A 26,081-nucleotide genomic window follows, 5' to 3' on the forward strand; every position below is an offset into this window, starting at 1 on the left:
ATGAGTAAATCCACTCATTTTTCTTCTAGTAAATTCCAATAAAATTAAGAAAAGGTTAAAACTGGGGCCTATTCTCTATTTATCTATTGAATATAAAAGTTTGTGGAAGCCGAGACAGAAAACAGGATGGGCTGCATCTCCAGGTATAAACGGGAACATGGGCCAAAAGGGGGCAGGTAACAGCAGCTCCTCCAAAGATATGATCATTCTATCTTCCATGTTCCGAATCTTATTATTAGGTGCAATGGCTTTCGCCCCCTTCTTTAGACGAAGAGGTAAAAAAAGATGAGGACGATCCCTTCCAATATGAACAAGGCATCCCAAAATATTCGGGATGCCTTATTTTATAGGCAAAAGAGATTCTATTAAATTTCATAACAACGTGGATTGAAACGGAGGGTCGAGACTTCCATGTACGCGGAAAGCGAGTGGCCGCAGTGGAAAGAAACGATTGATATCCACCCACTCCCCCAAAATTATTGAATGGGCGCCTACACCTTTTCCCGGTTATTCCTACACATTTGAATTATTTTTAGCTGCCAATCAATATAAAATATCCTTATTTGGTATAAAATAGTAAAATAGAGGAGTAAATGAACCTCACTCAAGAGGGTTATTCACTTGTTTATCATTTGAATTTATGGGGTAAAGATTTTCATTATTACTTTATCCGATCGTACAGTTTCACTTTTGTTAAAATCGGGTCGGTGTCAGGGGGGAAACGGATGAAAAGAAATCATACGATGATGCAATTTTTTGAGTGGCATCTTGAGGCAGATGGTTCTCATTGGGAAAGATTGAAATATGCAGCCTCCAAGTTGAAGGATATAGGAATTGATTGCGTTTGGCTTCCGCCAGTTACCAAAGGGCAATCCGTTGGGGATAATGGATATGGAATATATGACGGTTACGACTTGGGGGAATTTGACCAAAAAGGAACAGTTCGTACCAAATACGGGACCAAAGATGAATTGCTGCAAGCAATAGCCACTTGCCATAACTACGGACTTTGCGTTTATATCGATTTAGTCATGAACCATAAAGCAGGAGCTGACGGAACCGAAAAATTTGAAGTGATTGAAGTCAATCCAGACAACCGGATGGAAGATATCTCAGAACCATTTGAAATGGAAGGCTGGACAAAATTCGATTTCCCGGGCCGTAAAAATAAATACTCTGACTTTAAGTGGAACCATACCCATTTTAACGGTACAGACTATGATGCCGAAAACGACAAAATGGGTGTATTTCGAATCACAGGCGAAAATAAGCACTGGAATCCGCATGTCATCGATGAATTCGGAAACTATGATTATTTGATGTTTGCCAACATTGATTACAGCCTGCCGGAAGTTCGTCAGGAAATGATTAGCTGGGGAAAATGGATGGTTGATACGTTAAAGTGTGATGGTTTTCGTTTGGACGCCGTTAAGCATATCGATTATGAATTCATCAATGAGTTTCTCCAAGAACTCATTCCTTATACAAAGGAACATTTCTTCATGGTCGGCGAATTTTGGAAGGCCGATGTTAAAGCTTGTCAAACATACTTAGAGCAAACCAATCATGACCTCAACTTGTTCGATGTTTCCCTGCATTATAAATTTCATGAGGCCTCAAAAGCAGGAGCAGACTTCGACCTCTCAACCATCTTTGATGATACCCTCGTCCAAACCAATCCGGCACAGGCCGTCACTTTTGTCGACAACCATGACTCCCAGCCTCATGAATCACTGGAATCTTGGGTAAAGGACTGGTTCAAACCATCGGCATATGCACTTACCCTCCTTAGACTTTGCGGTTATCCGTGTGTCTTTTACGGGGACTATTATGGAATCGGCGGACCTTCTCCCGTGCCTGGGAAAAAGGATATCCTGGATCGTCTACTATATGCCAGGTATGAAAAAGCTTACGGAGAACAGACCGACTACTTTGATGATCCAAATACGATAGGATGGGTCCGGCACGGAGTTGAAGAGCTAGAAGGCTCGGGGTGTGCCGTCATTATCTCCAATGGAGATCACAACAGTGAAAAAAGGATGTTCGTCGGCGAACATCGTGCTGGTGAAATCTGGATTGATTTAACTTGTCATAAAGATGACCACATTACCATTGAAGAAGATGGTTTCGCGACATTCCCCGTTCATGGGAAAAGCGTATCCGTATGGGCCTTGAATAATCCTCTCTAAAAAGGAATATCAAAGAACGGCATGTCGCCTTCAGATATGCCGTTCTTTGATGATGACACCGCTCTTGAAGATTTGAAAAAAAGATAATTTTTCCATTTTAATTAATCATGGTAAGATAAGTGAGAAAGGAGTTGAAGGAAAAGTGAAAAATGAAATCATTGAAAGATTCACTTCTTATGTGAAAGTGGATACCCAATCGAATGAGGAAAATCCCTCATGCCCCTCTACACCCGGACAGCTGACATTGGCAAATGCATTGGTCAAGGAACTTCAATCCATTGGGATGGAGGAAGTGACAATGGATCAGAACGGCTATGTCATGGCAACCTTGCCAGCCAATTCAAATAAGGATGTCCCGACAATCGGTTTCTTGGCCCATGTCGATACAGCAACGGATTTCACTGGAAAAGATGTAAAACCGCAAATCGTTGACAACTATGATGGCAAAGATCTTACTCTACATGAAAAATTGGATGTCATTCTTTCACCTGATGATTTTCCTTCGCTTAAGAACTATATAGGGCATACCTTGATTACAACGGATGGGACAACCCTGTTGGGAGCAGATAATAAGGCTGGAATTGCCGAAATCATGACTGCCATGGATTATTTGATCCAGCATCCGGAAATCAGGCATGGAAAAATCCGTGTTGCTTTTACTCCCGATGAGGAAATCGGAAGGGGTCCCCATAAGTTTGATGTAGATGCCTTTGATGCACAATTTGCCTACACCGTGGACGGTGGCCCGCTTGGAGAACTTGAATATGAGAGCTTCAATGCAGCATCGGCCAAAATCCTGATCAAAGGGACGAATATTCACCCTGGAACGGCTAAAGGAAAAATGGTGAATTCGGCGAAAATCGCCATGGAATTCCATAATAAGCTCCCAGCGGCAGAAGCACCGGAATATACGGAGGGTTACGAAGGATTTTATCACCTGCTTTCCTTTCATGGTGATGTGGAAGAGACCAAGCTTTCTTACATCATCAGGGATTTCGACCGCCAAAAATTCAATGAACGCAAGGAATATATAACAAAAGTAATCGAAGATTTAAAAGAAAAATATGGGCAAAACCGTATCCAGCTCGAATTACACGACCAATACTTCAACATGAAGGAAAAAATTGAGCCCGTGAAGGAAATCGTGGATATCGCCCATGAAGCAATGGAGAAACTCGAGATAAAACCGAAAATCTCGCCAATACGCGGTGGTACGGACGGATCTCAATTATCGTATATGGGCCTGCCAACACCCAACATCTTTACGGGCGGGGAGAACTTTCATGGAAAATATGAATTTATTTCCGTTGATAATATGATATTGGCCACTAAGGTGATCGTTGGCATTGCATCACTTTTTGAAGAAAAAGCAAAGTAGCTTGATACGGAATATCTATTGAAAACCCCCAGACTTCAAGTCTGGGGGTTTTCAATAGATATTAAGCGCGTTTCCAGTGACGGTGCTTGGCAATTGCCTCGATAAAGGCAGAACCGCTATTTTTATCCGTAACAGCTACAATGCCTGAAGCTGGATCATTGGAAACGATGCCTGCCTTCGATAAGATCTCGGCCCCTTCTTTTCCCGCACCAATCGCTTTGAAATGATTGTAGGCTTCATCAACAAAGTAAATGGGTTCCTTGGATCCCATTAAAGCATCGACACTCTCCTGCCCCCCTGCCACATATACAGCATCGAAAAGTACCGAATCGGCTGTCAGGAATGTCTGGTTCACCTCGACCTGCTGTCCTTCAGAACTTGTAACCACTCCACGATTATGACTGATGAATTCAGCCGTTATACCTGCCGATTTAAATGATTCCAAGACTTGATTAACCTCTGAACCGTTGAAACCATCTGCAGCCAAGATTGCCACTTTTCTTGTTGCGGCCGTGTTCACTTTCATTTGCTCCTGGCTTAGAGCCGGAGAAGCCAAGTCCATTTTAACCTCACTTTTGTTGACTGGAGGATTCACGCCCACTCCCATGGCGATCGTTTTAGCCAGTTCAACATCCACATTGCTGAACATCTCGACAATTTGCTGCTGAACATCCTTACTTTTCACTTTTCCCACTTCAAAGTGGAAAGCCTGAATAATATGCTCCTTCTCCACTTCAGTCATGCTATTCCAAAATAGTTTAGCCTGGCTGTAATGATCCTTGAAGCTTTCACTGCGCTGCCGGACCTTCCTGCCATCGACCTTCTCCTGGTAATGTGCATAGCCGCCTTCCCCTTCCGAAGCAGGTTCAGGAGAGTTGCCTGCAAGGGAATTTTTGTGGTAGCTGACCGGCCCTGGATTTATTGACATCCGATGCATGCCATCGCGCTGATTATTATGTACGGGGGCAACCGTCCTATTAATCGGTAGCTCATGGAAGTTCGGTCCTCCCAATCTGGATAGCTGGGTATCGGTGTATGAGAATAAACGTCCCTGAAGCAGCGGATCATTTGAAAAATCAATACCTGGTACAACATGCCCCGGATGGAAAGCTATCTGTTCAGTCTCTGCAAAAAAGTTATCAGTATTTTGATTCAAAACCATTTTTCCGATTATTTTAACCGGGATTTGTTCTTCCGGCCATAGTTTAGTAGGATCAAGGATATCAAAGTCGAATTTGAATTCATCTTCCTCCTTAATCATTTGGACGCCAAATTCAAATTCAGGATAATTCCCGGTATCTATCGCTTCCCACAAATCTTGGCGGTGAAAATCAGGATTCTTCCCTGCAATTTTCTGTGCCTCATCCCAGACAAGAGATTTAACTCCCAGGACAGGCTTCCAATGGAATTTAACGAAATGGGCCACGCCTTGTTCATTTACAAAACGGAATGTATGGACACCAAACCCTTCCATCATCCGGAAACTTCTCGGTATGGCCCTATCTGATAGATGCCACATGACCATATGTGCCGTTTCTTCATTGTTGGCGACGAAATCCCAAAACGTATCATGGGCAGATGCGGCCTGAGGTATTTCGTTATGAGGCTCCGGTTTAACCGCATGAATTAGATCCGGGAACTTAATGGCGTCCTGGATAAAAAATACCGGAATATTATTTCCGACCAAATCATAGTTTCCTTCCTCCGTATAAAACTTCGTGGAGAATCCCCTTACATCACGGACCGAGTCTGCCGATCCGCGGGAACCTGCCACCGTGGAGTAACGAACGAATACTGGTGTCTTGACTGAAGGGTCTTGAAGAAACTTGGCTTTTGTATATTCGGTCATCGGTTCATATACCTGAAAATATCCATGTGCTCCAGATCCTCGCGCATGGACAATCCTCTCAGGAATACGCTCATGGTCAAAATGAGTCATTTTTTCACGAAAATGAAAATCCTCCATCAAAGTTGGACCACGGGTTCCCGCTTTCAAAGAATGCTCATCCTCAGAAACACGCAAACCTTGGTTAGTCGTCATCTTTTCCCCATTATCATCCACTCGATATTGATCCAACTGCCGCTGCTTACTTTGCTCATTGATTCTTCCGCTTTCATTTGCTTTCGTCATCCCACTCAACCCCTCCATGTCTAAGAATTCAGATTAAACCGTTGTTTATTGTCTACAGGATCGTTGACTTCCACTCCAGGCACTCGCTTTCCGCGGGCGGTCCGTGAGCCTCCTCTGCGCCTTTGCGCCTGCGGGGTCTCCCCTGGACCACTTTTCCCGCAGGAGTCTCGCACCTTAAGTTCCAATCAACTTTGTTTTAAAATTAGATAAACCCCTTTTTTCTACAAACAGATGATGTATTTATTGTTTCGAAATAATCGCGTTATCCTTCTTCATATACCACTCTGTCTTAATGGATAAACAGAATTTGGAGAAAGAATCTTAACCTCCTCATAAACAAAAAAACTACTATTTCAATGAGGATGGATTATTTCGGGGGATGTCGAATTATCTGTATATAGGTCGAATTTTTCCCCAGTGGGTCGAAAAGTTCTGTCCCAAGTCATATAAAAAAGAAGCGGGAAGACCGATTTTCGGTCTTCCCGCTTCTTTCATTCGACACCTTTATTTCTTAAAGGCCTCTGAAACCTTCAAAAGTTTGCCTTTCACTTTCGTATTTTTCATCACTTTCAAGACAAGCGGTCCCTTTTCATTCAATATTTCCACATAAGAAACATTATCCTGGATCGTAATGATCCCGATATCCTCTGCATTCACTCCATCAATCTTTGCGATGGTTCCGACAAAATCGACAGCCCTGAGTTTCTTTTTCTTGCCGCCATTAAAATACAGCTTCATGATTTGTTTATTCAATTGTTCACTTTTATCTTTTTTGATTTTTGGACGGGCTTCCAGTTTGGCTTCGAATTCCATTTTTTTATTGGAAACTTCCTCTTTAGATGGAGCAGTCATCTTAGGGATTTCAAAACCGATATATCCTTGAATCTCGGTAAGGAATTTGTCTTCGTACGGCGTCACAAAAGTAATGGCCTTTCCTTTTTTACCGGCACGGCCCGTTCTTCCCGTTCGATGTACGTAACTTTCCTTTTCCAATGGCAGGTCATAGTTAATTACATGGGTTATATTGTCGATGTCAATTCCACGGGCAGCAACATCTGTTGCAACCAAATAGCGGAATTCACCTCTTCTGAATTCATTCATCACTGCAAGGCGATCTTCCTGAAGCATGCCGCCGTGTATCATATCACACGGATAGTCCAATTCCAGCAGCTGTTCACATACTTGGTCCACCCTATCTTTCGTCCGGCAGAAAATGATGCAGCTATCGGGGTTTTCCGCGATGGTTACGTCTCTAAGCAGGGAAAACTTATCATCTTCTTTCACTTCAATAAGGGCATGTTCAATTTTCTCCGTCGTTAAACCCTTTGCTTTGATTTCAATATCCAAAGGATCTCTCATATATTGCTTGCATAGTTTTTTTATACTCTCAGGTAACGTAGCGGAGAACAGCATGGTTACTCTATCTTTCGGAAGCTCCTTAATAATGGCTTCCACTTGTTCGATGAAGCCCATATTCAGCATTTCATCCGCTTCATCAATAACTAAATGAGTTAAGCGTTCCAAGGCGAATGTCCCTTTCTCGATATGATCCAGAACACGACCCGGGGTTCCGACGACTACATGGCTTTTTTGTTTCAATTCGGCTTTTTGCATTGCGAATGGATGTTTTCCATAAACTGCAGTAGCCTTTATCCTCTTAAATCTGCCAATATTCGTAATATCCTCTTTTACCTGCACGGCGAGCTCACGAGTCGGTGTTAAAATAAGCGCCTGAGGCTTATTCTCTTCCCAATCGACCATTTCGCAGATCGGTATGCCGAATGAAGCGGTCTTGCCGCTTCCTGTTTGCGATTTAACGACAAGATCCCGCTTTTTCAGCGCCACTGGAATCACTTCACGCTGCACTTCGGTTGGACGTTGATATCCCAAGCTTTCTAATGCCCTAACAATTTCATCGCTTAATGTATAATCAGTAAAACTCAATTCATTCATATAAAACAGCCTCTTTTGTTGTTTAGTATGTTGCTTTATTGTTCCCATAATAATAATTTCCTTATACAGAGTTCTATTATACGCGATATGCATCGATAAACCTTGTAATATCCAAATTCAATTGTTCTATTTCAATATAATGATACGTCCGTCTTCATTTAAACAATGTCTTCAGGGCCTGATGTTTGTAGTTAATCAAAATGGACCCTGCTTCTTTCAATATGCTAAAATATGTATGAAATTGCCGAAATAAAGGGTGTATATTCCAAACCGATGGCCAAAAGGAGGACTCATTTATGATAATCGTAACGAATAGAATCAGAGTCAAAAAAGGGATGGGTGCAGTCATGGCCCCAGGATTTACTGCACCAGGTCCACTTGATACGATGGAAGGCTTCGTAAAAGTTGAAGTATTATTAACGCAGAATTTGACGGATCACGATGAACTGAGCGTTAATATGTACTGGGAAAACCTTGATAACTTTACGGCTTGGAGAAATAGCGATGCATTCAAAGCTGCACATAAACGGCCTGAACCAGGTTCCGGCGAAGCAAAAAAAGAATCTCCAATTCTAGGCAGCGAGCTTACAACGTATGAAGTCGCCTCGGTAAAGGAAATAGCTAAATAATGAAATCACACAAAAAAGAGGCCGCAAAATATGCGTCCTCTTTTTGTTTATTCTTAATGAACTTACTTAGCTTCGGCTTTTTTGATTTGTTTACTTCTAAGCTGACCGCAAGCCGCATCAATATCCGTTCCATGTTCTTGGCGGATTTTACAATTGATGCCTCTCTTTTTCAGCGTATCATAAAACGAGAGAACGGACTCTTTGTCACTTCTTTGGTATTGGCTATGCTCATCTACAGGATTATATGGGATCAGGTTGACATAAAGACGATGTTTTTTGTCATCAAGAAGATCGGCAAGTTGCTCGGCTTCTTCTTTATGGTCATTGACATCTTTCAATAGGATATATTCGATCGTAATTCTCCTATTCGTTTTCTCTAAATAATAATCAAGAGATTTCATCAATTTTTCTATCGGGATGCCTCGGTTTATCTTCATGATTTGTGTCCTAAGTTCATTATTCGGCGCATGCAATGAGATGGCCAGATTCACCTGTAATTGAGTATCGGTGAATTCATAGATCTTATGGGCAAGACCACTTGTCGAAACAGTAATGCGCCTGCCCGCGATAGCAAGACCCTTATGGTCCATGAGCACTTTCAAAAAGTCTAACATATTTTCAAAGTTATCGAACGGTTCGCCAATGCCCATTACAACAACATGGCTTACAACATCACCTTGTTCCAATTTATCCAGATGCAGTTGAACGTTCATGATTTGTTCCACTATCTCCCCGCTGGATAAATCCCGGCTTTTGGCCAATAATCCACTGGCACAGAAACTGCAGCCAATATTACAGCCCACTTGGGTGGTGACACAAACCGAAATTCCGTATTTATGTCTCATCATTACCGTTTCGATAAGGTTGCCATCCTGTAATTTAAACAGGAACTTGATCGTACCATCCGCTGCTTCTTGCTTGACGTGCTCAGTCAAAGTCTGGATGACAAAGTGCTCTTCAAGTAATTTTATGCACTCTTTATTAACATCCGTCATTTCAGAGAAACTCGTCACACGTGTTCTATAAAGCCACTCCCAGACTTGGGAAGCTCTGAATTTTTTATGGCCACGGTTCGAAAGCCACGCTGTCAATTGTTCGAATGTTAAACCATAAATGGACTCTTTATTCATTCGTTACCCTCTTTTCATTACAGTAAGATTTAATACTTTAACCATTACCTTAGGGGAATTCCCCCGGAATCAGTCTCTATCATTTATGATATGGTTCATTTCTATTTATCCGAAAAGCCCGATATATTTGCTCCACAAGAACCAATTTCATTAATTGATGCGGAAAGGTCATTTTCGAGAAGGAAAGGGCATAATCGCTTCTTGATAACACCTCTGTGCCAAGTCCAAGCGACCCGCCAATAATAAAGGCAATTTTGCTCTTTCCATAGGTGGCGAGCTGATCCATATGAGTGGCCAGCTGTTCAGAAGTAAGCTGTTTTCCATTGATCTCAAGCGTTATTACGTAGGTGTCCGGGCTGACTTTTGCCAGGATTCGTTCACCCTCCTTTTGCTTTACAATGTCCATGTCCGCTGTGCTCAGGTTTTCCGGAGCCTTTTCATCCGGTACTTCGACAAGTTCTATATTAGCATAGGCGCTTAACCTTTTTGTATATTCAGCAATTCCTTGCTTTAAGTATTTTTCCTTTAGCTTGCCAACAGTAATAATCGTTATTTTCATATATATCCTCTAGCTTTCATTATGTTTTTACTATCAATTGTTGGATTTGCCTACCTATTATCATACCTTACAGTGACCTATAAGCAAAACAAGCATATCCTTTCCAATTTTTAATGCTTTTAAAATAAGGCTGTTTTCACATACTTTGTTGCTATTTACCAGGTAGTGAGTTGTGGTTGATTTCCCCTCCAGATGCTCGCTTTCCGCGGGGCGGGCGGTGAGCATCCTCGGCGTAAACGCCTGTGGGGTCTCACCTGTCCCGCTGCTCCCGCAGGAGTCTCGCACTTCCGCTCCAATCAACCTTAAATAGTTTCGTTTAAAAACAACATTCTTTACGAAAAGAGCCTAAAATAAAAACCGCTGCCCCTGAAAGCGGCAACGGTAACTTTCATTATTGAAGAAATTTCAGCTGGACTTCGTTCCAATCCGAACAATTATCTTGATTATTCGTATATCAAATGCTTGATTCTAAACCATTCCACCCTCCGGATTAATCTTCGGAAAATGTTAAGAACAGGTTACAAACATGTTATCCACAAAAGTTATCCACATATCCACAAAATCTATCCACATCTTGTATGGGAATATTAGTTCCCTACTAGATATATTGCCACGTTTCGACAATATTCACAGGTTGTTGATAACTGATTCTCTTCGGGAACAAGCGTTAAAACAGGGTAGGTTTCACATTCGTATACGACTTCATCCAGCGCCATGTCCACGTGTTCCTGACAGCAATATAATTTCATCTTTCATATCTCCTTTCCCAATCATTATTCCCAGTACTTCCATTCCCAATTATCCACAAGTCACTTGAGATTTTTAATTTCAGTATATATCCACAGGTAATCGTAACAAAAAATAAGAAAAGCGCAAGGAAATAGAAAGGACAGGAGGCATTTTCTGCCCCCTGTCCTTTTGTAATTTAAATTTCGCTGCTTGAAAGCGTGACTTCCGTTGTTTCTTTCTTTCCGTCACGGTAATAAGTGATTTTAACTTTATCACCGACTTGTTTATCATTGTAAAGGTATTTTCTTAATTCCACCACATCATGGATTTTTTCATTATCCATTCCCACTACGACGTCAAATTCCTTCAATCCTGCTTTGGATGCCGGAGAGTTGCTTTGAACGCCTGTTATTGCAACGCCAGAAGTAACTTTCCTTGGCAGCTTTAATGTATTTTGTTGATGATATTGGGAAATTTCTTCTACAGATGCCAGGTTAACACCCAAGAAGGGACGTTTCACTTCACCAAATTCCTCTATATCATTAATAATCGGGATAACAGAATCGATCGGAATGGAAAGACCGATTCCTTCCACTGCATTTTCTGCAATCTTCATCGAATTTATTCCGATGACCTGCCCTGACATATTAACGAGTGCCCCTCCGCTGTTACCTGGATTAATCGCCGCATCGGTCTGGATGACCTCCGCATTCCAATCCACTTGTCCGTCCTCATTGATATCCACCTCTATCGTGCGCTCCAACCCGGAGATGATCCCTTGTGTGATCGACCCGGAGAATTGAAGGCCTAATGGATTACCGATGGCAATGACGGGCTCACCAGGTTTCAATTTGCTGGAGTTTCCGAATTCAGCAATGGTTTTGATTTTTTCACCCTTAACGACAATGACGGCTAAATCTGTCCATGGGTCACTGCCTTGTAGTTCAGCTGGCAATTTAGTGCCATCACTTAATGTCACTTCAAGTTCATTAGCTCCTTCAATGACGTGATTATTCGTGACGATATAGGCCTTGCCGCCATCTTTCTTATAGACGACTCCAGATCCTGTGCCGGCTTCTGCCGAACTTTCCTCGGCGTTGCTCCCTTGACCCCAGAAGTTCGTTTCCTGAATGTTAGTGATGCCGACCACTGCGTCGCTGGCTTTATCAACAGCATTGGTGACGGCACTTGTTACATCAAGAGTAAGGTTTTGCTGGGACTGCTCCGTGGCCTTTCTCTCCGTTGATTTTTCCGTTGTCATTTCGTTTTCATCGTTATTTAACAGTCCGCTTCCCGAAAAGGCTAATAAAATAAGTAACGCCCCGATGATGGCGCCCCCCAAGCCTGTTAGAAAATAGCTCGTATTGCTTTTTTTCCGTTTATTTTGGTTCTCATCATTCTGATCATAATAACCCAAGACCGCCCCATCCTCTCATTTTAGGAATGTATTATAGCAATTCTATTGTTTGGTATCCTCCCTCAATTATACTCAATTACCGAAATTTTTCTAAAAAAATGCATGCTTAATTTAAGGCGCTACATTAAATTGACTAGTATCAGCCATTTTCTTTTACCTATACAGTTCTAACCAAACGATACCCCTTTTAATCCGATTCGTAACTTACGAATCGAAATTTTTAAAAATAAAAAAGGAATGGACAAGGTATCCCTCCATCCATTCCTTTCATTTATAATGTAACAAGTTCCGTTGGTCTTTTCGGGTCAGTATCATATAAGGAAAATTGTTCACCCACGATGATCCCCTTTGTCTTTAACGTCTGTTCCACCGACATTCTTGCTAGATCCTTCATATTGTTATCAAGGCTTAAGTGGGCCAAGTAAATCCGCTTGGTCTTATCACCGGCCACTTCGCCCATTGCAAGGGCAGCGTCTTCATTACAAACATGTCCGACATCACTTAAAATCCGGCGCTTGATGCTCCATGGATATTTTCCCATCCTCAGCATGGACACATCATGGTTACTTTCGAATACATAGGCATCGGCGTTTGAGATGATTCCTTTCATCCGATCGCTTACGTACCCTGTATCGGTAATGACCACAAGTTTCTTATCTTCATGATGAAAGACGTAAAACATCGGTTCTGCCGCATCATGTGAAACGCCGAAAGATTCTATATCAAGGCTGCCGAACGTTTTGACCTGTTCCATTTCAAATGTGAATTTTTGTTCGGTTGCAATTTCACCGATCGATCGCTCCATGGCATTCCATGTTTTTGCATTCGCATATATCGGGAGTTTATGTTTTCTGGCAACCACGCCAAGACCTTTAATATGGTCGCTGTGTTCATGGGTAACAAGGATACCGGATAGCTTCGACATATCACGGCCTATATCCTGAAACAATGCTTCCAGGGCTTTACCGCTTAAGCCGGCATCGACGAGGAATGATTGATCCTCCGTTTCCACGAAAAAGGCATTTCCTGTACTCCCGCTTGCGAGAACACTAAAATGCATTGTCATCTATACTCACTCCAGTATTTTTTCTTCTGTATTCAATTCAATGACCTCTCCATCAAAAGCATTCACGAAGAGATCGGTTTCGTCATCAATGACCACCCACCATGTTGGCACAAGTAAATGTGACACAGATGTCGTCTGCAGCGAATTGTAAAAACCCAATTTTACATTCGTGACTTTACTTTTGGGATCAATATCACCATTGTCATACAATGCTCCAATAGCAGATAAAGCCGATACCAATTCTTTAGGTTTGTTGAATTTTTCGATCACCTTTAAATACATTTGTTCATAGGAAACGATTTCACCCTTCTTGTTCAGATATAAAGTGACCTTTCCCTTACTATTATTATAAAACATCTTTTTATCTGCCACTTGATAGCAGGTGATGGTCTGGCTGATTTCATCAAAGCTCCAAAAATGATACTCACTTCCATTTAATATATACTCCTTCAGGAATATATCAAGGTCTGCAGCATTAATTTCCGCTTTCATGCCAACCGGTATCTTAAATGTGCCCACAAGCTTCTTATCATCGATGATTTTTGCTTTTTGATTTTTCAGGTACTGTATATCTTTCTTCTCGAAAGTCTTGCTTTGGGCAATCAGGAATTGATCCTTCAACTTTTGTTTCGGAAGAGGGGTTTCTATGGAAATCTCATCTTCTTTTAAAAGTTCATCAGTAAGAGGCTCCGTAAAACTTTCTAATTGGGAGTCATTAATCTTTTCCAGGAATTGATAAAGAAGAAAAATATTCAAAACGAAGAAAACCATGATGAATATCGACTTTGTATTATTCCAATCCACTTTGACCGCCTCCTTCAAAAGGCACAATAAACCATTTATCGCCTACACGATAATACCAAGTGGGATCGAGTGTAACTAGAGTTACAAGTTTGGAATCGAGGGATTTATTCAATCTATAGCCAATCGAGATGTCCTCCACGCTTTTGAAATCGATATTGTCTTTCGATTTCAGCTGTTTCAATACTTCTTTTCCGCTTGCTAAGGTCACTTCCGCTCCTTCTGACGGAAGGACTGAGTCAAGTGAAAAGTATGGGCGGTCATAGCTATAAATTTCTTCTTTCCCCCAAATTTGCTCGATTTCCGTCATTCCGTAATCATTGAAGGCCGGATAACCATTCACGAATAAGCGGAATACCACCCGTTGTTCATTCTCGGACATATAGGCAAAGCGGTAATTGTTATCTTCCCAACCAGCATGATCATTGATGAAATCGATGCTTTTTTGCAGAAGGTCACTGGAACTGTTAAATAACTTGTCCTTTTGTGCCGGATTGATATAAGAAATTAAGTAATTCTCTTTATTGACCGTCATAAGTCTTGTTCCATCCGTATATTCCTCACCGGCCGAAACCGATTCCTGGCGTACGAACTTCGGATAATTAAATAACGCATTTTTCAAGTTTCCAATATCCAAATAGTCAATATAATATTCAAGTTTGTTGATTTTCACTGGGTTTTCCGGGACGAACAGCGTCCTTTTGCTGTTTATCGTCTCGGCCATGTATTCAGGGTGCTTATCATAGGAACCCCTATAAAATGAATCCATGAAATTCCTTAGCTTTTTAGAGTCGACCATACCTTGATAAATCTTCTCTTTATCGTAGGAAACAAAATAAACGGCAGATTCATTACCGCCGATATCCTTTTGTTTAATGATGATTCGATCAAACGAAAATTCAGGCACTTCCTTATCCGTTATATTCAATACCGTTTTATAAAGAGAGATGGGGATATCATCGGAGAATTCGATTTCAATCGACCCATCTTCATGGACAAAATCGTCAAATTTCCTTTGCAGCCTTTTTACGGATACCTCTTTTAGGCCCCTGAAACGCCATTGTGAAAGTTCTTTTTCCATTTCATTGATTTCTGCCGGATTGGAAGTCTGGAAATGCTGCCCATTGCCATGGAAAAGGATACTGACTGGTTTAATGACATCACTGACAATCTGGACATCGCTTTTAATCTTTATAAGTTCCGACGATTGTTCAAATGGATCATATTCAGGCTCGTACGTCCAAATGCTCCATGTCAAAAAAATGCTTGTCCCAACCAAAATAATCAGTATTATACTTTTTGCACGTTCAAAATTCATGACCAATCATCCTCTTCTTCCTGTTCGTAAGGAAGTGTAAAGAACACGGTAGTTCCTTTTCCATCCACACTTTCCGCCCATATTTTCCCGCCATGCGCCACGACCATCTCTTTTGCAATCGCTAAACCAAGCCCTGTCCCGCCTAAGTTACGGGCCCTTGCTTTATCCACACGGTAGAAGCGGTCGAAAATTTTATCAATGACGTTTTTCGGGATACCCACTCCTTGATCTGTAATGCTCACAATGATAAAGCCATCGGATGCCCTGACGCGGAAAGTCACTTGTCCCCCTTCAGGTGAGTACTTTAATGAGTTGGAGATTACATTATAGAGAACCTGGGTGATTTTATCTTCATCAATATCCACAAAATAAGCTTCCTTCGGCAAATCACGCTTAAACGTGATGTCATCATTTTTCGACATTTCAAATCGATCGATGATGTGGTCATAGAATTTATTGAAATTCACCCAGCCGGTTTTAAGCCTGTAATCTTTACTGTCCATTTTCGAAAGCTGTAACAGATCATTAACAAGCCTGATCATTCGCTCCGTTTCATTTTGGGTCACACTTAAAAACGATGGAGCGATTTCCTCGTCCTTCCATGCACCCTCAGCCAATGCCTCCAGGTAACTTCTCATCGTCGTTAGCGGAGTTCGCAGTTCATGTGATACATTGGCAACGAATTCCCTGCGTTCACTTTCGATTTTTTCCTGCTCTGTTATATCATGCAAAACAGTGATCAAACCATTAACGAATCCCGTTTCCTTTTGAATGACCGAAAAATTCCCCCTCAAAATGAAAGGCCTATTTTTTTTGCTGTAATCAAGGATAATGGACTCTCGCTCTTCCAGTAAATCCTCAAATTTATATTCTTCTTCAAGACCCAGAACCTCAATGATCGGTTGGTTCATGACGGTTTCACTCGAGACATTCAATAATTGTGCCGCCGGTTCATTAATCAAGTTCACCCGACCGCGCCTGTCCGTTGAAATTACGCCATCCGTCATATTGGCAAGCACAGATGATAGCTTTCGCCGCTCTCCTTCTGTGCTTGATTGCGACTCTTGGAGTTTTTTGGTCAAATTATTGAAAGTGACGGCAAGCTGGCCAATTTCATCATCGCCATATACCCTGACTTTTCTGGAGAAATTCCCTTTTGCCATCACCAGGGCCTGTTTTCTCATATCAGACATGGGTCTAGTGATCGTTCGTGCGAGCAGGATCCCCAATATGGCCGTAATGACCAAGGCGATGGCCGTACCCGTCATGAAAATGCTATTGATTTCATCCATCTGCTCAAAGACATTCTCCATCTCGGCTATTACAAAGACGGCGCCAATGACCTCCTCATTTGCTTCAATGGGTGTCGAAAGGACCCAGAGCCGCCTGCCTGTTTTATCGCGAAATATATCATGATCTTCTTTTCCATAAATGAGGGTATTCTTGATAAGGACCTCTGTCGTCTTCTTCCCTACAATATCCTGGTTACCTTGGGCTGAAGTTCCGATCACACGTCTGCTGCGGGTGTCGATGACACGTACTTCCGAAATATCATTCGATGAATTATCCCGGTCTTTCAATATCGCATCTATCGCTTCTTCGAGGGTCGGATCTTCCTCTCCCCGCTCTTTTTCCATTTCTTCACCAATACTGTAGGTCAGCAGGTTAACGTGACCTTTTATTGATTTCGTAAAGTTCCCGACAAGATTTTCTTCCAATTCCCCAACAAAATATACCCCGATTATTTGCATCGCCACAAAAATGAGCAATACATAAATCAGAACAAATTTAAAATGAATTGAGCGAAAAAAACCAACCTTTTTCATAGAAACTACTCCTGTTCAGGGTTACGCAGGTAATAACCGACCCCTCTTCTAGTTACAATCCAGCCAGGATGGCTTGGATTGTCTTCAATCTTCTCACGAAGACGTCTGACCGTTACATCGACCGTCCGCACATCACCAAAATAATCATAGCCCCACACGGTTTGTAATAAGTGCTCCCTTGTCATGACCTGACCGATGTGCTTCGCTAAGTAATGAAGCAACTCAAATTCGCGATGCGTCAATTCAATCGTATCCCCCCGCTTGGATACCACATAGGCATCCGGATGGATCGTGAGCGTGCCTATCGTAATTTCCTTCGGTTCATTTTCTTGATCGGGAACCGGAACAGCCTGCTGACGTCTAAGGTTGGCCTTAACGCGGGCAATTATTTCCCGGGTACTAAATGGCTTTGTCACATAGTCGTCTGCACCAAGCTCCAATCCTAACACCTTATCTATCTCCGAATCTTTTGCCGTTAACATGATGATCGGAGTTTCATACTTCTTCCTTACTTCCCTGCATACTTCCATCCCATCGCGCTGCGGCAGCATGATATCAAGTAAAATCAAATCAGGTTGCCGTTCTTCCACCATTTTGAGGGCTTCATTGCCATCATAAGCACAAAAAACTTCGTAGCCCTCCTTTTTTAGATTGAATTGTAATATATCAGCAATTGGCTTTTCGTCATCCACTACCAGAATCTTTTTATCCATGAACTTATCTCCTTTTTAATAACTGAACTGAATCTATTAAAAACCGTGTCCTTATCCGGGACCTTATTCACTTTTCCTTCTGCTTGCACAAAACTTCGCAACCTAGTTTCAGCAAAGTTACATATATATACCCAATAAAAGGCGCTGAACACCGGAATGAAAGCAAATTGTCTCTATTCTACTTTATCATTTTATAGGCATTAAATCACCTTTTTCCTATTATTCTCATCTATTAATGAAGCAGAAGAAGTCTTCGAATAATTTTCGAAGACTTCCATCGATTACTGACTTATATAGTTTAGCGGATTGACGAGAGACCCGTTTTTATATATCTCAAAATGGAGGTGGACACCGGTCGAGTGACCTGTTGAACCCATCATGCCAATTTTCATGCCTTTTTCAATCTTTTGTCCCGCTTTAACATCTATTGAATCCAAATGGGCATACACTGTCTTATACCCATTATTATGATTGATCGTTATCTTATTTCCATATCCTCCGGAGTTCCCGGCAATTTCGATTATCCCATGATCTGCTGCCGTTATGGTCCTGGTGGCTGGCCGTGCAATATCGATACCTTTATGAAGTTTCCCCCAGCGCTGGCCCTGTTTACTGGAAATATAGCCCCCATCTGCAGGCCATGAATATGTACCGCTGCCCTGTGAAGGTATGACCTTGGTGCCTTTTCTGGTGATTTCCGTTTTAGCTTTTTCCGTGACTTCTTTTTTTACGATTGTTTCACTGATTTTCTTTCCATTTGTTTCAGATACATTATAGGTGAACGCAAGAATCCCCTCATTCCCCATTTGTTCAGTAATGAGTTCGCCCTTTGGAAGTTCGTCATCCTCCTCCACTTTCTTTTCAAAAGGAATCCTCTCTTCCTTTAATACTTCTCTTTCTACCATTACGTTCACATAGGGGGTACGCTGGGTCACATAGAGACGCTCGCCCTCTTTAACACCTTTGTCCTCATCCTGTCCCGGATTCAGCTCCAGCAGTTGATCCAGGTCCATATCATGGTTAGTGGCAATGGCTTCAAGATCTTCATCTTCCTTAGCCTCATAGATTGTCGTCTCTTCCTTTCCTTCTTCTATCATGGAAAGGGTTTTATCGACACTCTTGATTTCGTCTGGATATACCATTTTCTCTTTAAACGTAACGGGAAGTGAAAATTCGATGTCCAGAATTCTGCTTCCTGGCTCTTTTAACGAATCGGCATCTTTTTTACCTGATTCGTATTCAGCGTATTCCTCTTCATTTACATATAATAAAGTGATTTTCTCCAGAACGTCCTCTGCATCTTCCTTTGAAGCAACATAAGCGACTGCCTGATTATCTATGTCGATTTCATACGCCTCGGCCTTCACATTCAACTGATCTTGAATTACCTTAACAGCCTGATCCTCTTTAACATCTTCATCGAATACCTCTTCAGGTACGAACTTCAGCTGTGTATCCTTATCGAATGTATAGTCAGGATATTCTTCCTGTGCTTCTTCTACCTTATCGGCTACGATTTTTTCGATTTCCGTTCCATCCGTCACACTGCCGACGAACTCATCGTTAAGATAAACATGCTGTATGGTTGTAGTTTCCGATATACCAGCAGCAGTTACCCGATTGCCCGCAAGCACCAAAATGACGGAAACCATCAACAGGATGACCCCCTTGCCTTTTGAGCTAAACATATATTGTCCTCCTTAACGGCTCAGTCACCAATTAAGAAACTAATCAAATTTATTTGAGATTTATTAGTCCAATTTAAATAACCAGATGCTTATGACTGATTTCTAATGATTTTTATCACTCATAACTCTACCATATTAAGAAAAAAAACAAGAAATAGACTTCATAATGTAATAGAACTGTATAAATGGTGACAACTTGTACCAATAGATATGGTAATGGGGACAGTTCAATAAACTGCGGAAAAAGGAGTGGGCCTAAGCCCAGCAAGGGTAAAAGCGAGTTATATTCCGAATTGGCCGAAAATGGTATGTTACAAATCGATAACAATCTATTAACAGGATTTCATTCATAATCCTCTGGACGCATAACAAAAAAACGCCCTAAAGGAAAGGCGTTTATACAAGGATGGCTCAGGACGGAATCGAACCGCCGACACAAGGATTTTCAGTCCTTTGCTCTACCGACTGAGCTACTGAGCCAAATATTCTATTTTAGAATAAAAAATAAAATGGCGGTCCCGACGGGAATCGAACCCGCGATCTCCTGCGTGACAGGCAGGCATGTTAACCGCTACACCACGGGACCAGTAAAGCATCTATATAAAGAAGTGACCCATACGGGATTCGAACCCGTGTTACCGCCGTGAAAGGGCGGTGTCTTAACCGCTTGACCAATGGGCCGGAAAAAATGGTGAGCCATGAAGGATTCGAACCTTCGACCCTCTGATTAAAAGTCAGATGCTCTACCAACTGAGCTAATGGCTCGTTCTAATGAAATGTTTCTTTGCTGGATGTTAACTTACCATCTGCAGCTTGTTAATGGCTTGTTCTATTGTGACGACGCTTTTGATAATATCATGGTTCTTATAGTTTAGGCAATAGTTTTTTGAAATAAAATTATTTTTTTCTATCTTTTTTATTTTCCCTACAGTTTTATCCACATTCATTCGGTATCCCGGACCTCCCGAACGTGACATATAATGCATCGGTCATAAAAATGAAAGAAGAGCCGGCAAAAAAAGCCAGCTCCTTTTTCATGAATTACGCTAGACGCCAAGGGCTTCTCACGACATTTGTTTGGTTACGGTCAGGACCGACAGAGAAAGTGGTCAAAGGAATGCCTACCAATTGAGATACGCGCTCTACATAGTGGCGAGCGTTCTCTGGAAGCTCATCCAATGATTTGCAGCCTGTGATATCTTCTGACCAGCCTGGCAGCTCTTCATAGACTGGTTTACATTCGCCAATCGCTTTCAAAGTCGCTGGTACCTCATGAATGATTTCGCCTTTGTACTCATAGGCCACACAAATTTTGACCGTATCAAGACCTGATAATACGTCAATCGAGTTCAATGATAAATCGGTAATCCCGCTGACACGGCGAGCATGGCGAACGACAACAGCGTCAAACCAGCCTACACGGCGCGGTCTGCCTGTAGTTGTACCATATTCACGGCCAATTTCCCGGATTTGGTTACCGACTTCATCATGTAATTCTGTAGGGAAAGGACCATCGCCCACACGGCTTGTGTATGCTTTACATACTCCAACCACATGATTGATCTTCGTAGGACCTACACCCGAACCGATTGTCACTCCACCTGCAACCGGGTTGGAAGAAGTGACGAATGGGTATGTTCCTTGATCGATATCAAGCATGACACCTTGTGCCCCTTCGAATAATACCCGTTTTCCTTCATCAAGTGCGTCATTCAATACAACGGATGTATCACAAACATATTTCTGCACTTGTTGTCCGTACTCATAGTATTCTTCCAAGATATCTTCGATTTTGAAACCTTCCGTTTCATAGAAGCGTTCGAACATACGGTTTTTTTCGACAAGATTTTGAGACAATTTTTCCTCGAAAATTTCACGGTCCAAAAGGTCTGCCATGCGGATTCCATTACGAGCAGCTTTGTCCATATATGCAGGGCCGATTCCCTTTTTAGTCGTTCCAATTTTGTTGGCGCCTTTACGGTCTTCTTCGACTTCATCCAATTTGATATGGTAAGGAAGAATGACATGTGCACGGTTCGAGATACGAAGATTATCCGTACTCACCCCATGGCTATGTAAATAAGCAAGCTCCTCTACAAGAGCTTTTGGATCAACTACCATACCGTTTCCAATGACACAAATCTTATCACTATAAAAAATCCCTGACGGAATTAAATGCAGTTTATAGGTAACGCCGTTAAATTTAATTGTATGCCCTGCATTATTCCCACCTTGATAACGAGCGATGGCTTCCGCATTCTGGGATAGAAAATCTGTTATTTTACCTTTACCTTCGTCTCCCCATTGTGTACCGACTACTACAACTGATGACATCTGAATAAAGCACCTCCAAAGGTTCACGTAATACCGATCATTAACCGGTTCTTATCAAACAAACCTATTTTATCAATAATCCAAACTGGAAGTCAATACAAAATCCGAACAATACACTTTTTAAAAAATTCTTTGTTCGTAAATATGAGAAATTTCTTTCCGGTTTTTTTAGGATTGTCAAAGATTATTGTACCCTCTGATTTCTTTTTCTATTATCATTAGTACCTTTCTTTTTCCCGAAACAGAGAAAGCCCGCCATTGCATGAATGGCAGGCAGTCCCCTATGCGCCGGGAGACATCGAATCATCATCGAAGCGGCGTTCGAGATTAACGAATTTATTATATTCTTTTACGAATGCAAGCGAAACCGTGCCCACGGGACCATTACGCTGTTTCGCTATAATGATTTCAATGATATTTTTATTCTCGGATTCTTTATCATAATAATCATCACGGTATAAGAATGCGACGATATCAGCATCTTGCTCGATACTCCCGGATTCCCGGATATCAGACATCATCGGGCGCTTATCCTGACGCTGCTCCACTCCACGCGATAGCTGGGAAAGGGCGATGACGGGCACTTTAAGTTCACGAGCCAGCGCTTTAAGTGAACGTGAAATCTCGGATACCTCTTGCTGACGGTTGTCGCCTGAACGGCCATCGCCTTGAATTAACTGCAGGTAATCGATCAATATCATGCCAAGGCCATGTTCTTGCTTCAAACGACGGCATTTTGAACGGATTTCACCAATCCTGACACCTGGCGTATCATCGATATAAATGCCGGCATTCGACAAGCTTCCCATCGCCATCGTCAGTTTACGCCAATCCTCATCAGTTAAGGAACCTGTCCGTAAATTCTGGGCGTTGATATTCCCTTCAGCACAGAGCATACGCATAACGAGCTGCTCTGCACCCATTTCAAGACTGAAAATCGCTACATTCTCCTCCGTTTTGGTGGCAACGTTTTGAGCGATGTTCAATGCAAAAGCGGTTTTACCAACCGAAGGGCGGGCACCAACTATGATGAGGTCATTACGTTGGAACCCCGCTGTCATTCGATCCAGTTCAGCAAACCCTGTCGGTATTCCCGTGACATCCCCTTTACGGGTAGTCAAAATTTCTATGTTATCGTAAGTCGCAACCAATACATCCTTAATATTTTGAAAAGACCCGGAATTCTTACGCTGGGCCACTTCCATGATCGTTTTTTCTGCTTCACCGAGCAGCTCCTCGACCTCGTCCTCGCGACTGTAGCCTTCCTGAGCGATGTTCGTCGCAGTCCTTATCAAACGGCGCAGCAATGACTTCTCCTCGACGATGCGGGCATAATATTCAATATTGGCCGCGGTAGGCACCGATCCGGCCAATTCACTTAAATAAGAAACCCCGCCAACTTCTTCAAGGTTTTTTGTCGCAGCCAATTCCTCTGTCACCGTAATCAAATCGACAGCTTTTCCTTCGTCATTCAATTTAAGCATCACATTAAAGATCTTTTGGTGAGAGCTTCTATAAAAATCCTCCGGAATCAAAACTTCCGATGTTACGGTCAATGAAGAGGGCTCTAGAAAAATGGCTCCTAGCACAGCCTGTTCGGCTTCTATATTTTGAGGTGGAATCCTATCCTGAAATTGTTCTATCATATCTTAAAACCTCCCATTCTAAGAGGATACCTTTTATATGTTTCTAGTAAAAAAGAAAAAAGTGAAAGGACAACGTGCCCAATCACATTTTTCGTCTATCTCTATTTTATCAATTTTTCACAGATATGAAACAGCTAAAATTAGTTAATTTCTTTCACATGCACAGTCAGTGTCGCAGTGACTTCAGGATGAAGCTTCACTGGAAGCTTTGTATGCCCTAAAGTGCGGATGCCTTCAGCAAGCTCCATTTTACGTTTATCAACCTTGATACCGTGTTTTTTCTGAAGCTCAGATGCAATTTGTTTAGTCGTGATGGAACCGAATAAACGCCCGCCCTCACCGGCTTTGGCAGATAGTTCAACCGTTAATTTCTCCAGTTGAACTTTCAATTCTTCAGCCTGCTGCAGCTCTTCTGCTGCAAGTGATTCTTCTTTATTTTTCTGTGCTTCCAAGGTTTTCACGTTTGAATTATTTGCTTCAACGGCCAATCCTTGTTTAAGCAGGAAATTATGTGCATAACCATCCGCAACATTTTTAACTTCCCCTTTTTTTCCTTTACCTTTAACGTCTTTAAGAAATATCACTTTCATTCTTTATGTCCCCCTTCTAAATATTCATCAATAGCTGCTTTCAATCGACTTTCGGCTTCATCAATGGAGCATACCTGTTGAGTGGCGGCATTCGTTAGATGTCCGCCTCCATTCAACATTTCCATGATCACCTGTACATTGATATCACCAAGAGAACGCGCACTAATACCCACCGTATCATCAGACCGCTTAGCCATTACAAAGGAAGCTACAACGCCATCCATGGTCAATAGGGTGTCCGCAGCCTGAGCAATGAGCACCTGATTATGAACCTGATCGGTTTTTGCCGCGGCAATGGCAATTCCCTTTTTGTAAAAGATGACTTCTTCAATGAGCTTCGATCGTTTGATATAGGTGTCCACGTCTTCTTTTAAGAATTTCTGGACCAGTACCGTATCAGCTCCATGTGCCCTTAGATATGAGGCTGCATCGAAAGTGCGTGATCCTGTTCTTAAGGTGAAGCTTTTCGTATCGACGATGATACCTGCAAGAAGCGCCGTCGACTCCAGCATATCAATTTTTGAGCGTTTCGGCTGATATTCAAGCAGTTCGGTCACAAGCTCTGCCGTTGAAGATGCATATGGCTCCATATAGACGAGCAATGAGTTCTTGATGAACTCCTCACCCCGCCGATGATGGTCGATGACCACAACCTTATCGATTCTATTCAATAACCGCTCTTCAATCACCATGGAAGGTTTATGGGTATCGACCACAACCAGCAAGGTCTCATCCGTAATCATTTCTAATGCATCATCAGGTGTTATGAAACGGGCATACAGCTCTTCTTTATTTTTGATCTCTTCCATTAAACGAATGACACTGCTGTCGAGCTGCTGGGTGTTTATGACAATATAACCTTCACGTTCATTCATTTGGGCAACTTTCAAGATGCCGATCGCTGAACCGATTGCGTCCATATCCGGGTTTTTATGCCCCATGACAATGACTTTATCGCTATCAAGGACTATATCCTTCAATGCATGGGATATCACACGGGCACGGACCCTCGTGCGTTTTTCCATCGGATTGGTTTTGCCGCCATAGAATTTCACTTTTCCATTCGCTTGCTTTATGGCTACCTGGTCACCGCCCCGCCCTAAAGCGAGATCCAAGCTGGACTGGGCAAGCGTACCTAGTTCCGGCAAGGATGACACGGCCGAGCCGACCCCGATGCTCAAGGTCAGTGGTACATTTTGCTTGGCCGTCGTTTCCCTGATTTCATCCAAAATCGAGAATTTCCCCTTTTCAAGCTGCTGAAGGATATGCTCATTAAAGACAGCGATGAATCGTTCCGAGGAAACCCGTTTAAAGAAAACGCCATTATCCCTTGCCCACTTATCGAGAAGTGAGGTAACCAAGCTATTAATGCTGCTTTTACGCTGATCATCCATACCCTGTGTCAAATCATCATAATTATCAAGAAGAATGATCGCAATTGCCGTTCTCTCATCTTCATATAATTTCTCAATTTCCACTTGCTCCGTCACATCAAAAAAGTAAAGAAGCCTTTCTTCGCGCTTATGGACCACCTTGAATTTCCGATCGTGGAGCGTAAGTGTCTCTGTCTCGATCTCTTGCTTGATTAACGGTACTATCGAGTCCGCAACATCGTATAGCGATCTTCCTGCCAAGGAGTCTTCACTAAAACAAGAAGCCAGGAATGGATTGGTCCATTCAATGTAATAATCCTCATTAAAGAGCATGATCCCAATCGGCATTTCCAATAACGCTTCCTCGCCCACCTTCTTTAAACGGTAGGATAAAGTCGTTATATACTCTTCTGTCTTCCGTTGCTTTTTTTCTACCATTCTTAATGTTAAATAAAATAAACCAGCAAGAATCAATAGTCCAACAAGTGCAATAACCCAATTATAATAAGCCAGTACGCCCAAAAGTAAAACGACTGCGGCCAGCACCCCATACAATGGGGACTTAATCGAGTATTCTTTCAAATAAGATGGCATAGTTTCAGCTCCTAAAA

General features: G+C 42.2%; 19 protein-coding genes and 4 tRNA genes. 3 read left to right on the forward strand and 20 right to left on the reverse strand.

The genetic code is table 11. From position 1 onward, the window contains the following. The first annotated feature begins 725 nt into the window (after positions 1–725). Both J7I96_RS18000 and pepT read left to right on the forward strand, forming a co-directional pair. Entirely contained in the window at positions 726–2,189 is a 1,464-nt protein-coding gene (locus J7I96_RS18000; RefSeq protein WP_214772559.1) for an alpha-amylase, read from the forward strand. Positions 2,190–2,331: 142 nt separating this feature from the next. Then, positions 2,332–3,567, forward strand: a complete 1,236-nt coding sequence (pepT, locus tag J7I96_RS18005) for a peptidase T (RefSeq protein WP_214772562.1) — start codon at positions 2,332–2,334, stop codon at positions 3,565–3,567. 61 nt (positions 3,568–3,628) lie between these two features. Here pepT and J7I96_RS18010 read toward each other — a convergent pair whose 3' ends face one another. Then, positions 3,629–5,698, reverse strand: coding sequence for a catalase (locus J7I96_RS18010; protein WP_214772563.1), 2,070 nt, complete (start codon positions 5,696–5,698; stop codon positions 3,629–3,631). A 504-nt stretch (positions 5,699–6,202) separates the two neighbouring features. Further along, positions 6,203–7,651, reverse strand: a complete 1,449-nt coding sequence (locus tag J7I96_RS18015) for a DEAD/DEAH box helicase (RefSeq protein ID WP_214772564.1) — start codon at positions 7,649–7,651, stop codon at positions 6,203–6,205. A gap of 296 nt (positions 7,652–7,947) precedes the next feature. Between J7I96_RS18015 and J7I96_RS18020 the strand changes: the two genes are divergently transcribed. Then, positions 7,948–8,280 carry a heme oxygenase gene (locus J7I96_RS18020; protein ID WP_057278265.1) on the forward strand — a complete coding sequence of 111 codons (333 nt, stop codon included), beginning with the start codon at positions 7,948–7,950 and terminating at the stop codon, positions 8,278–8,280. 62 nt (positions 8,281–8,342) lie between these two features. Here J7I96_RS18020 and rlmN read toward each other — a convergent pair whose 3' ends face one another. The 18 genes from rlmN to J7I96_RS18110 form a co-directional block, all read right to left on the reverse strand. After that, a complete protein-coding gene (rlmN, locus tag J7I96_RS18025) occupies positions 8,343–9,410 on the reverse strand; it encodes a dual-specificity RNA methyltransferase RlmN (protein ID WP_214923976.1) in 1,068 nt (355 codons plus the stop codon). Positions 9,411–9,489: 79 nt separating this feature from the next. Further along, on the reverse strand, positions 9,490–9,969 hold the full coding sequence (rlmH, locus tag J7I96_RS18030; protein ID WP_034316119.1) for a 23S rRNA (pseudouridine(1915)-N(3))-methyltransferase RlmH: 480 nt from the start codon (positions 9,967–9,969) through the stop codon (positions 9,490–9,492). Between the two features lie 587 nt (positions 9,970–10,556). Next, the gene (locus J7I96_RS18035; RefSeq protein ID WP_065310847.1) at positions 10,557–10,718 is read right to left on the reverse strand and encodes a CxxH/CxxC protein; all 162 of its coding nucleotides are present in this window, start codon (positions 10,716–10,718) and stop codon (positions 10,557–10,559) included. 176 nt (positions 10,719–10,894) lie between these two features. Next, positions 10,895–12,115: a S1C family serine protease gene (locus J7I96_RS18040; RefSeq protein ID WP_214772566.1), complete on the reverse strand. Its 1,221-nt coding sequence runs from the start codon at positions 12,113–12,115 to the stop codon at positions 10,895–10,897. Positions 12,116–12,386: 271 nt separating this feature from the next. After that, positions 12,387–13,181 carry an MBL fold metallo-hydrolase gene (locus tag J7I96_RS18045; protein WP_214772567.1) on the reverse strand — a complete coding sequence of 265 codons (795 nt, stop codon included), beginning with the start codon at positions 13,179–13,181 and terminating at the stop codon, positions 12,387–12,389. 6 nt (positions 13,182–13,187) lie between these two features. Then, positions 13,188–13,985 carry a two-component system regulatory protein YycI gene (locus J7I96_RS18050; protein ID WP_214772568.1) on the reverse strand — a complete coding sequence of 266 codons (798 nt, stop codon included), beginning with the start codon at positions 13,983–13,985 and terminating at the stop codon, positions 13,188–13,190. Next, positions 13,972–15,300 (reverse strand): YycH family regulatory protein, encoded by a 1,329-nt coding sequence (locus J7I96_RS18055; RefSeq protein WP_214772569.1) that lies wholly within the window; start codon positions 15,298–15,300, stop codon positions 13,972–13,974. Before J7I96_RS18055 ends, J7I96_RS18050 begins: the two co-directional genes overlap by 14 nt. Beyond that, a complete protein-coding gene (gene walK, locus J7I96_RS18060) occupies positions 15,297–17,126 on the reverse strand; it encodes a cell wall metabolism sensor histidine kinase WalK (protein ID WP_214772571.1) in 1,830 nt (609 codons plus the stop codon). Before walK ends, J7I96_RS18055 begins: the two co-directional genes overlap by 4 nt. A 5-nt stretch (positions 17,127–17,131) precedes the next feature. After that, positions 17,132–17,839 carry a response regulator YycF gene (yycF, locus tag J7I96_RS18065; protein WP_034316131.1) on the reverse strand — a complete coding sequence of 236 codons (708 nt, stop codon included), beginning with the start codon at positions 17,837–17,839 and terminating at the stop codon, positions 17,132–17,134. Positions 17,840–18,120: 281 nt separating this feature from the next. After that, a complete protein-coding gene (locus J7I96_RS18070) occupies positions 18,121–19,527 on the reverse strand; it encodes a peptidoglycan DD-metalloendopeptidase family protein (protein ID WP_214772573.1) in 1,407 nt (468 codons plus the stop codon). A gap of 407 nt (positions 19,528–19,934) precedes the next feature. Next, positions 19,935–20,007, reverse strand: a tRNA-Phe gene (locus J7I96_RS18075). Between the two features lie 30 nt (positions 20,008–20,037). Then, positions 20,038–20,113, reverse strand: a tRNA-Asp gene (locus J7I96_RS18080). A 23-nt stretch (positions 20,114–20,136) separates the two neighbouring features. Beyond that, positions 20,137–20,208: transfer RNA gene (locus J7I96_RS18085), tRNA-Glu, on the reverse strand. Positions 20,209–20,216: 8 nt separating this feature from the next. Continuing rightward, positions 20,217–20,292, reverse strand: a tRNA-Lys gene (locus tag J7I96_RS18090). Positions 20,293–20,568: 276 nt separating this feature from the next. Beyond that, positions 20,569–21,861: an adenylosuccinate synthase gene (locus J7I96_RS18095; protein WP_034316136.1), complete on the reverse strand. Its 1,293-nt coding sequence runs from the start codon at positions 21,859–21,861 to the stop codon at positions 20,569–20,571. Positions 21,862–22,142: 281 nt separating this feature from the next. After that, on the reverse strand, positions 22,143–23,507 hold the full coding sequence (dnaB, locus tag J7I96_RS18100; RefSeq protein WP_034316139.1) for a replicative DNA helicase: 1,365 nt from the start codon (positions 23,505–23,507) through the stop codon (positions 22,143–22,145). Between the two features lie 140 nt (positions 23,508–23,647). Next, the gene (gene rplI / locus J7I96_RS18105) at positions 23,648–24,097 is read right to left on the reverse strand and encodes a 50S ribosomal protein L9 (RefSeq protein WP_034316140.1); all 450 of its coding nucleotides are present in this window, start codon (positions 24,095–24,097) and stop codon (positions 23,648–23,650) included. Continuing rightward, positions 24,094–26,064: a DHH family phosphoesterase gene (locus J7I96_RS18110; protein ID WP_214772574.1), complete on the reverse strand. Its 1,971-nt coding sequence runs from the start codon at positions 26,062–26,064 to the stop codon at positions 24,094–24,096. Before J7I96_RS18110 ends, rplI begins: the two co-directional genes overlap by 4 nt. Between the last annotated feature and the right edge of the window lie 17 nt (positions 26,065–26,081).

Source organism: Bacillus sp. ISL-78 (assembly GCF_018613455.1).
Taxonomy (GTDB): domain Bacteria; phylum Bacillota; class Bacilli; order Bacillales; family DSM-1321; genus Peribacillus; species Peribacillus frigoritolerans.